Source organism: Carboxylicivirga sp. M1479 (genome assembly GCF_007097485.1).
Taxonomy (GTDB): domain Bacteria; phylum Bacteroidota; class Bacteroidia; order Bacteroidales; family Marinilabiliaceae; genus Carboxylicivirga.
Map to the genome: position 1 here is coordinate 1 of NZ_VKDE01000093.1, position 512 is coordinate 512.

General features: G+C 46.9%; 1 protein-coding gene. It reads right to left on the reverse strand.

What is annotated here, in order from left to right:
• Positions 1–512: sulfatase-like hydrolase/transferase (locus FNN09_RS20915; RefSeq protein WP_143304434.1), on the reverse strand; the 512-nt coding region annotated here is incomplete at both ends.

The following is a 512-nucleotide window of genomic DNA, read 5'->3' on the forward strand; positions in this document are numbered from 1 at the left end:
TTACTCTGGCCTTCGAATCCTTTAGGTACAAACCAGGGCGTATGGGTTTCAATATTGGCATATTGTAAGTAGAATGGTTTCTTATCCTCTTTTACCGAGCGGTAGATAAATTTACAGGCTTCACGGGTAAACAAGGCCGGCAACTCCGCTAAATCGTTATTATCGCATCGCTTTATCACCTGTGCCTGCTCAATCAATGGAATAGCCGGATCACTCACACCATTAGGACGCCAGCCACTGTTACCGATACGTTCAGGCCCATGGTCGTTGGGATACGGTATACCTAAAAACTCATCGAAACCATGTACACAAGGCAGGTACTGTGGCAGATGCCCTAAGTGCCACTTACCATAAAGTCCGGTCTTATAACCCTGTTCTTTCAACAACTCGGTAATGGTCACTTCCATCTCATCTTCCAGTCCTGTTTTAGAGTGAGGAAACAGCACATACAGTCCTTTGCCTTCGTTGACACGAGGGGCATAGCGCCCTGTTAACAAGGCAGCACGTGAAGG